Genomic DNA, 237 nt, shown 5'->3' with positions numbered 1-237 from the left:
ACGGACACGTTCTCGTCGCACCGTTCATCCCCGACGAGTGAGCCACACTACCTCTTTGCCTGTACGCCCGTCAGACGGCTATCAGGCACTCTTATGACCGACGAAACCCCACCGAACGAACTGGTTGAATCAATCCGTGAAGCAATCGGGATGAGTGGTGCGCTGTTTCAGTCTCACCCTGACCACGGTGAGTGGGAAACCACGCGTCCAGGAGCGCGTGTCGGGGAGACAGCAGCG

Source organism: Halorubrum sp. SP3 (assembly GCF_005435195.1).
In the GTDB taxonomy this organism is placed as follows: domain Archaea; phylum Halobacteriota; class Halobacteria; order Halobacteriales; family Haloferacaceae; genus Halorubrum; species Halorubrum sodomense.
This window is presented reverse-complemented; position numbering follows the sequence as displayed.